This window comes from Bradyrhizobium sp. P5_C11_2 (assembly GCF_054049755.1).
This window is the reverse complement of the sequence record NZ_JBFULT010000317.1, coordinates 1-8,866: the sequence shown is the minus strand read 5'-3', so window position 1 is coordinate 8,866 and position 8,866 is coordinate 1. Positions and strand designations below refer to the sequence as shown.

Genomic DNA, 8,866 nt, shown 5'->3' with positions numbered 1-8,866 from the left:
CTCGAAGGGGCGGCAAAGCTCAAGCGCAGCCCGGCCCATTCCGGCTCTCGGTCACGACCGACCTGACGATTTGCAAGACAGCCGGCCGGCGGCATTCGCGCAAGGCGCTACTTCGAGTCCTTGTTCAGCTCTATTGCGACCTGCGAGACCCAGGCGCCGGGCGCATCCCAACACCATACGTGACTGAAGCCCGCAGCACAGTTCCGCTCACGCGCTCATATGCCGACGATGAAGTCTAATCCTGCGGCAATGCGTCGAGATGGCACGCCACCCACTGATCGCCTCCGCTTGAGCGAAGCTCCGGCTCCTCCGTCCGGCAGCGGTCGAAGACGTACGGACAACGGGTGTGGAAGCGGCATCCGCTCGGCGGATGGATCGGGCTCGGCACGTCGCCGCTCAGGATGATGGGGCTGCGCTGGGCACCAGGCTCGGGCAGCGGCACCGCCGACAGCAGCGCCTTGGTGTAGGGATGTCTCGGCGCGGCAAAAATCTCCCGCCGCGGCGCCACCTCGACGATCTTGCCCAGATACATCACCGCGACGCGGTGGGTCATGTGCTCGACGATCGCGAGATCATGACTGATGAACAGCAGCGCGAGGCCGAACTCGTTCTGGAGATCCTGCAACAGGTTGACGATCTGCGCCTTGACCGAGACGTCGAGCGCGGAGACCGCCTCGTCGCAGACGATCAGCTCGGGTTCGGCGGCAAGCGCCCGCGCGATGCCGATGCGCTGACGCTGGCCGCCGGAGAATTCATGCGGCCTGCGGTTCAGCGCCTCGCGCGGCAGGCGCACGGTGTCCATCAGCGCCGTGACGCGCGCCTCGAGATCGGCCGCCGACTTGGCGAGGCCGAAATTGCGGATCGGCTCAGCCAGAATGTCGCGCACGCGCATGCGCGGATTGAGGCTCGAGAACGGATCCTGGAACACCACCTGCACGCGACGGCGCATCTGCCGCATCGTGCTCGGATGCGCGTCGTCGATACGCTGGCCGTCGAGGATCACCTGGCCGGCGGTGATGTCGAACAGCCGCAAAACGGCGCGGCCGACCGTCGACTTGCCGCAGCCGGATTCGCCGACCAGCGACAGCGTCTCGCCGCGCGCGATCTCGAACGACACGCCGTCCACCGCATAGACCCATTCGGACCTGCGGTTGAACAGGCCAGTCTTGACCGGAAAGTGCTTCTTGAGGTCGTTGACCTGGAGCAGCGGAGGACTCATGCCGCGGCGGCTCCCTTGGCTGCGTAATGGCAGGCGGCGACGTGTCGCGGCCCCTTCTCCTCGAGCCCCGGCGCATATTGGCGGYAGAGATCGGTGGCGAGCGAACAGCGTCCGGCAAACACACAGCCGGTGATCGGCTTGCGCAGATCAGGGACCTGTCCGGGAATCTCGGCGAGCCGCCTCGCCGTGCCGGTCAGCGAAGAGCCGAGCCGCGGCACGGCGCCGAGCAGGCCTTGCGTATAGGGATGGCGCGGCGAGCGGAACAGCTCGGCGACCGGCGCCTCCTCGACCTTGCGGCCGGCATACATCACCATGACACGCTCGGCGATCTCGGCGACGACGCCGAGATCATGGGTGATGAGAATGATCGCCGCGCCGACCCGGCGCTTGAGATCAAGCATCAATTTCAGGATCTGCGCCTGGATGGTCACGTCGAGCGCCGTGGTCGGTTCGTCGGCGATCAGGAGTTTCGGGTTGCAGGCGAGCGCAATCGCGATCATCACGCGCTGGCGCATGCCGCCGGAAAGCTGGTGCGGATATTCGCGCACGCGCCGCTTCGGCTCGGGAATGCCGACCAGCGTCAACATCTCGATCGCGTGCGCCTCGGCGGCCTGCTGGTCCAGACCCTGATGGATCATCAGCGTCTCGCGGATCTGGCGGCCAACCGTCAGGACCGGATTGAGGCTCGTCATCGGCTCCTGAAAGATCATCGAGATGTCGTTGCCACGGATCGCGCGCATCTCGCGGTCGGAGAGTTGCAGGAGGTCCCTGCCCGCAAAGCGGATGACGCCCGCGATCTTGCCGGGCGGCTCCGGGATCAGCCGCATCAGCGACATCGACGTCACCGACTTGCCGCAGCCGGACTCGCCGACAATCGCCAGCGTCTCGCCCTCGTTGACATGGAAGGACACGCCTTCGACCGCACGGTTGATGCCCCCGGGCGTGCGAAAGTGGGTTTGCAGATTCTCGACTTCGAGCAGCGCCATCGCGATCAGCCCCTTGCCATCAGAGGCTCTTGGCCATGCGCGGGTCGAGCGCATCACGAAGGCCGTCGCCGAGCAAATTCACGGCAAGCACGGTGACCGACAGGAAGGCCGCCGGAAAGAACACGATGTAGGGCTTGACCTGCCACAGCGCGCGGCCTTCGGCCATGATGTTGCCCCAAGACGGAATGGTGGGCGGCGTACCGGCGCCGATGAAGGACAGGATCGCCTCCGTGATCATGGCGCTGGCGCAGATATAGGTCGCCTGGACCAGCATGGGCGCCAGCGTGTTGGGCAGGATGTGGCGCAGGATGATCATCGGCGTGCGCGTTCCGCACGCCACCGCCGCATCCACATAGGGCTGCTCGCGCAGCGACAGCACCACACTTCGGACAAGACGGGAAACCCGCGGGATTTCGGCGATGGTGATCGCCAGGATGACGTTGCCGACGCTGCCGCGCGTCAACGCCATCAGCGCGATCGCCAGCAGGATCGGCGGTATCGACATCAGGCCGTCCATGAAGCGCATAAGGATCCCGTCCGCCCAGCGGATGAAGCCGGAGACGATGCCGATGGCAAGACCGGCGATCGAGGCGAACATCGCGACCGAGAGGCCGACCGTGAGCGAGACCCGCGCGCCGTAGAGCACGCGTGAATAGATATCGCGGCCGAGCACGTCGGTGCCGAACCAGAAAGCGGCCGACGGCGCCCGGGTCCGCTTGGCGGGCGCGAGCGCGGTCGGATCGACCGTTCCGAGATAAGGCGCGAAGATCGCGACCAGGACGAGGGTCAGCAGCAGCGCGCCGCCGATCGCGACCGTGGGATGGCCGCGCAGGAAGCCGACAATGCCGCGCCGGATTTTTGCCGGCCGCAACAGCTCGGGCAGTTGCGGCGCGACGACGAACCCGGCCGGAAGCGGTTGCGTGGTGATGGTCGTGTCGGTCAATAGCGGATCCTCGGATCAACGAGCGTATAGATGACGTCGATCATCAAATTGACGAGGACGTAGACGAAGCTGAACAGCAGCACGATGCCCTGGATCACGGGATAGTCGCGGCGCAGGATCGCATCGATCGTGAGCCGGCCGAGGCCGGGAATCGCGAACACGCTTTCGGTGACAACCGCGCCGCCGATCAGAAGCGCGATGCCGATCCCGATCACGGTCACGATCGGCACCGCCGCGTTCTTCAGCGCGTGAACGAACAGGATGCCGCCCTGCCCGAGCCCCTTGGCGCGCGCGGTGCGGATATAGTCCTGCTGCAGCACTTCGAGCATGGTGGCGCGGGTGATGCGCGCGATCAGCGCGATGTAGACGCAGCCGAGCGCGACCGCCGGCAGGATCAAATTCTCCAGCCAGGGCCAGAAGCCTTGGGTGAGCGGCGTGTAACCCTGCACCGGAAGCCATTCCAGTTCGAGCGCAAAGATGTAGGCGAGCATGTAGCCGACCACGAAGACGGGCAGCGAGAACCCGAACACGGCAAAGCCCATGATGGCGCGGTCGATCAGGCTGCCGGCCTTCCACGCCGCCACCACGCCGAGCGGCACCGCGACCACGATCGTGAGCAGAAGCGTGACCATCATCAGCGACAGCGTCGGTCCGAGACGCTGCCCGATCATGGTCGAGACCGGCAGGTTGGTGAAGATCGAGGTGCCGAGATCGCCATGCAGGATGCGCCAGACCCAGCTTCCGAACTGGATCAGGAACGGACGATCGAGGCCGAGGCTCTGGCGAATGCGCTCCACATCCTCCGGGCTTGCCTGATCGCCCGCGATCACCACGGCCGGATCACCCGGCGCGATGTAGAGCAGGCTGAACACGAACAGCGCGACGATTGCCATGACCGGCAAGGTCGCGACGATGCGCCGGAGGATGTAGGAGAGCATGTGGCCTTATCGCACGATCAAGCGGACTTGGATACGCCCCAGAAGAACGGCAACGGTCCCTTGCCAACGCCGGAGACGTTCTTGCGCCACGCGGTGTAGCTCAGGAAGAAGCCGGTCGGCGCATAGACGACGTCATCCATCGCCGCCTTGTTGAGGCGACCGATGGCGGCTTTCTCCTCATCGAGGTTCTTGGCCTCGAACCAGGAGGTGACCTCCTTTTCGGTGCCGGGGCTGTTGGGCCAGCCGAACCAGGCCTTGTCGCCATTGGCGCGAATGGCAGTGTACGGGGCCGGATTGATGCAGTCCGCGCCCGCATGCCAGGTGTGGAACATGTTCCAGCCGCCCTGTCCCGGCGGCGTCTTCGCCGCACGACGCGAGCCGACCGTGCCCCAATCGGTCGCGACGAAGTCGACATTCATGCCGAGCCTCTTCAGGAGGTCGGCGGTCACGTCACCCTGCGCCTTGGTGATCGGCTGGTCCTGCGCCACGAGGCAGGTGACCGGCTGGCCGGAATAGCCGCTCTCGGCGAGCAGCTTCTTGGCCGCGTCGAAATCGCGCTTGCCCTTCAGGATATCACCGCCCACTTCCGTGTAGAGCGGCGTATTCGGCGTGAAGAAGCCCGGCAGCGGTTTCCAGAGCGCGGTGTCGTCGCCGACGATCGCGCGCATATAGTCTTCCTGGCTCAGCGCCATCAACACCGCGCGCCGCGCCCGCACGTCGTTGAAGGGCGGATACAGGAAGTTCATGCGGAACGAGCCGACATTGCCGAGGGGATCGCCGATATCGACGCTGATGTTCTTGTTCTTCTTCAGGACCGGCACGAGGTCCGCGATCGGATTCTCCCACCAGTCGATCTCGCCATTCTGCAACGCGGCGGCAGCGGTGGCCGGATCCGGCATCACCACCCACTCGATGCGGTCGACCAGCATTTGCTTGCCGCCGGCAAGCCACGAGGACTTTTCCTGCCGCGGCGCATAGTCGGCAAACTTCTCGAACACCGCTTTCGCGCCGGGCACCCACTCGGCTTTCGCGAACTTCATCGGCCCGGAGCCGACATATTCGCCGATCTGCTTGAACGGATCGGTCTGCGCGATGCGTTCCGGCATGATGAAGGCGCAAGGCGAGTTGTTCTTGGCGAGCGCGTAGAGCAGCTTCGGGAAGGGCTGCTTCAGCACCCATTTGAACGTCCGGTCGTCGACGGCGGTGAGCTCCTGCTGGAGCGCCTTGATCATCAACCCCATCGGATCGCGCGCCGACCAGCGCGCAAGGCTCGCGACGACGTCCTTGCTCAGCACCGGCTCGCCGTCATGGAACTTGAGGCCCGAACGCAGCTTGAACGTCCAGATCGTGCCATCGTCGCTCACCTGCTCGGATTCGACCATCTGGCGCTGCGGTTGAAGCGAGGAATCGATGCCGTAAAGCGTGTCCCAGACCATCGCGGCGGCGTTGCGCACGACATATTGCGTGCCCCAGATCGGATCGAAATTGGCAAGGTTGGCCTGCGGCACGAAACGCAGGGTGCGGGCAGCCGCGCCTTGCGAAAGCGCCGGAGCCGAGAGGCTACCCGTCAGCGCCAGGCCGCCTGCGCCAGCCAGTCCCTTCAATACGGTCCTGCGATCCATGAAGTCCTCCCAGTAATGCCGTGATGCCGGCCGTTCGTTGGCCAAGGGCAGGTGAAACAGAAGCCATTCGCCTGCAAATGGTATGCCAGTAACCAGGCCTTCGCTAGCCGGATCTGGATGGCTTTTGCGGCTGGTTCGGGCCTCAAAGCGCGGCCGCCAGCGCCGGCCCGGTCTCGAAATGGGGGATCGCCTCGACCAGCTTGCGCGTGTAGTCGGTTTTGGGATTATCGAACAACGCCCGGCTTTCCCCCTGCTCCACGATGCCGCCATTGCGCAGCACGATGGTGCGGTCGCAGAGCATGCGCACCACGTTGAGATCGTGGCTGACGAACAGCAGCGCGATGTCGTTCTCGCGCCGCAGGCGGTCGAGCAGTTGCAGCACCACCGCCTGCACCGAGACGTCGAGCGCGGCGGTCGGCTCGTCCAGCACCAGGAGCCGCGGCCGGCAGGCGATGGCGCGGGCAATGCCGACGCGGGCCTTCTGGCCCCCGGAGAGCTGATGCGGGAAGCGCGGCAGCAGATCCTGCGGCAACCCCACCCGCTCCGCGCATTCTTCCACCCGCTCCCGCAATTGGCTGCCCGCCCGCAAACCGTCGAGCCGCATCAGCGGATGGGCAATGCAGTCGAAGGCGGTAAAGCGCGGGTTGAGGCTCTCATTCGGGTCCTGGAAGACGATTTGAATGTCCTTGCGGAAGCGCGAGCGATGAAAGTCGCGCGCCGCCACGTGACCGATCGACTGCCCGTCGAACACGATGTCGCCTTCGCTCGGATCGATCAGGCGGCAGATCATGCGCGACGTCGTGCTCTTGCCGGATCCGGATTCGCCGACAAGCCCGACGCTCTCGCCGCCGGCCATCGTCATCGAAAAATCCGCGACCGCCGCAGAGCCCTGGTCGAAACGTTTCGCGAGTTTACGCACCTCAAGCAGCGGGGGCGTACCGTACGCGGGCTCCAGCCTGGGCTTGCTGATCATTGCCGCGTAGCCTTCCCGCTCCTCCTCCGTCACGAGATCCTCAATCCGGGAGGTCGCAGTGGGCGATGCCGCAACCAGCCGCTTGGTATAGGCGTGCTGCGGCGCGCTGAAGAGCGTCCTGGGGCTGGCCTCCTCGACGATGCGACCGCGCTCCATCACGGCGATGCGGCGGCAGTATCGCGCCGCGAGCCCCAGATCGTGCGTAATCAGGATCGTCGCCATGCCGCGCGCGGCGGCAATGTCTGCCAAAAGGTCCATCACCACCTTCTGCGTGGTGACGTCGAGCCCGGTCGTCGGCTCGTCGGCGATCAGCAGTGCAGGATTGCAGGAAATCGCGATCGCAATCATGACGCGCTGGCACATGCCGCCGGAGAGCTCGTGCGGATAGGCGTTCATCCGCGTCTCGGGGTCGCGGATCTGGACGGCGCGCAGCAGCTCCAGCGCCTCGGCGCGCGCGGCGTCCTTCGAGATCCGCTTGTGGGTGAGGATCGCGTCCGCGATCTGCAAGCCGATCGCCCGGATCGGATTGAGCGCCGCCCGCGGGTTCTGGAAGATCATCGACATCGCAGCGCCCTGCAGCTGACGAAGATCGTCGCCCCTGAGCTTGGTGACGTCCTGCCCGCGAAACAGGATCTTTCCGGCAGTGACACGGCCAGCCGAATCCAGCAGCCGCGTCGTCGCAAAGCCGGTGACCGACTTGCCCGAACCGCTCTCGCCGACGAGGCCGAGCATCTCGCCGGCTTCGACCGCGAGCGTGACGCCGCGCACGGCCTCGACCATGCCACGCCGCGTCGAGAACGAGACGTGGAGGTCGTCGATCTGGAGCAGCGTCTCGCTCATGTCCGCATACGCGGGTCGAGAATGTCCCGCATCCCGTCCCCAAGCAGGTTGAAGCACAGCACGGCCATCATCAGCGCAAGGCCCGGAAAGGCCACCAACCACCACCTGCCGGTCGAGATGAAGCGCGCGCCTTCGGCGACCATGATGCCCCATTCCGGCGTCGGCGGCTTGACGCCGAGGCCGATGAAGGACAGGCCGGCCGCATTCAGGATCGCCCAGCCGAGGTTGAGCGAGATCTGCACCGCCATTGCCGGCAGGATGTTCGGAAGCAGGAAGCGCAGCACCACCGAGAAATGGCTCTCGCCGCAGGCGCGCGCGGCCTCCACCCAGCCGACATTGCGCCGGATGTTGACCTCGGCCCGCGCGAAGCGGATGTAGAACGGAAGGTTGATGATCGCGGTCGCGATCACGATGTTCTCGATCCGGTTGCCCAGGGCCGCGACCATCGCCATCGCCAGCACGAACAGCGGAAAGGCCATCATCACGTCGACGAAGCGGCCGACCGCGCGGTCGAGCCTGCCACCGGCATAGCCGCAGAACGAACCGACGACGGCGCCGAGCACGAAGGACATGCCGACCGCGGAGACCGCAATCGCAAGGTCGAGCCGCGCCGCGATCACGAGGCGGCTGAACACGTCGCGTCCGAGCTGATCGGTGCCGGCGATGTGGGCGGCGCTCGGCGGCAACAGCGCCTCCGAGACATTCGAGACGACGGGATCATAAGGCACGATCCAGGGACCGAAGATCGCGACCAGGACGAACAGGAGGACGCCGGCCGCGGCGACGCCGGTGAGCGGATTGCCGCGCAGGATCCAGACCGAATGCCTGAGGGTTGCGCTCGTCATTCGATCGACACCCTGGGATCGGCGATGCCGTAGCAGATATCGACGGCGAGATTGACCAGCACGAACAGACTGGCCATCAGCAGCACGAATCCCTGCACCGGCGCGTAGTCGGAGGACAGCAGCGCATCGAGCGCATAGGAGGCGACGCCCGGCCAGGAGAACACTTTCTCCACCAGGACATTGGCCCCCAGCATGGTCGAGAACACGATGCCGGCGATGGTGATGACGGGCAGGATCGCGTTCCTCAAGGCATAAGTGACGACCACCTTGCGCCAGGACAGCCCGACGGAGCGCGCGGTGCGCACGAAGTCGCTGCCGAGCGAGACCAGCATCGAGGCGCGCGTGATCCGCGCCAATGGCGCGATCACGAACAGCGCCATGCTCACCGCCGGCAGGATCAACTGCTTGCAGGCCGCCCACCAGCCTTCGACATCTCCGGCGAGCAGGAAATCGATGGACAGGAATCCGGTGCGCTGTGGCGGCAGCGATGTGAACACGTC

At 65.6% G+C, this 8,866-nt stretch carries 8 protein-coding genes; all 8 read right to left on the bottom strand.

From position 1 onward, the window contains the following. Positions 1-235: 235 nt before the first annotated feature. The gene (locus ACXJL8_RS25745; RefSeq protein WP_456617700.1) at positions 236-1,219 is read right to left on the bottom strand and encodes an ABC transporter ATP-binding protein; all 984 of its coding nucleotides are present in this window, start codon (positions 1,217-1,219) and stop codon (positions 236-238) included. Next, positions 1,216-2,205, bottom strand: a complete 990-nt coding sequence (locus tag ACXJL8_RS25740; protein WP_456685818.1) for an ABC transporter ATP-binding protein — start codon at positions 2,203-2,205, stop codon at positions 1,216-1,218. Before ACXJL8_RS25740 ends, ACXJL8_RS25745 begins: the two co-directional genes overlap by 4 nt. A 19-nt stretch (positions 2,206-2,224) precedes the next feature. After that, complete coding sequence (locus ACXJL8_RS25735; protein ID WP_456617702.1) at positions 2,225-3,148, bottom strand: ABC transporter permease; 924 nt, start codon at positions 3,146-3,148, stop codon at positions 2,225-2,227. Continuing rightward, positions 3,145-4,086 (bottom strand): ABC transporter permease, encoded by a 942-nt coding sequence (locus ACXJL8_RS25730; protein WP_456617703.1) that lies wholly within the window; start codon positions 4,084-4,086, stop codon positions 3,145-3,147. Before ACXJL8_RS25730 ends, ACXJL8_RS25735 begins: the two co-directional genes overlap by 4 nt. A 17-nt stretch (positions 4,087-4,103) precedes the next feature. Next, positions 4,104-5,708: an ABC transporter substrate-binding protein gene (locus tag ACXJL8_RS25725; protein WP_456617704.1), complete on the bottom strand. Its 1,605-nt coding sequence runs from the start codon at positions 5,706-5,708 to the stop codon at positions 4,104-4,106. Positions 5,709-5,850: 142 nt separating this feature from the next. Next, positions 5,851-7,521, bottom strand: a complete 1,671-nt coding sequence (nikE, locus tag ACXJL8_RS25720) for a nickel ABC transporter ATP-binding protein NikE (RefSeq protein WP_456617705.1) — start codon at positions 7,519-7,521, stop codon at positions 5,851-5,853. Beyond that, positions 7,518-8,366, bottom strand: coding sequence for an ABC transporter permease (locus tag ACXJL8_RS25715; RefSeq protein WP_456617706.1), 849 nt, complete (start codon positions 8,364-8,366; stop codon positions 7,518-7,520). The genes nikE and ACXJL8_RS25715 overlap by 4 nt, the downstream gene beginning before the upstream one ends. Further along, positions 8,363-8,866, bottom strand: a 504-nt coding sequence (locus ACXJL8_RS25710; RefSeq protein WP_456685817.1) for an ABC transporter permease, incomplete at its 5' end; no start/stop codon positions are given. The genes ACXJL8_RS25710 and ACXJL8_RS25715, both read right to left, overlap by 4 nt.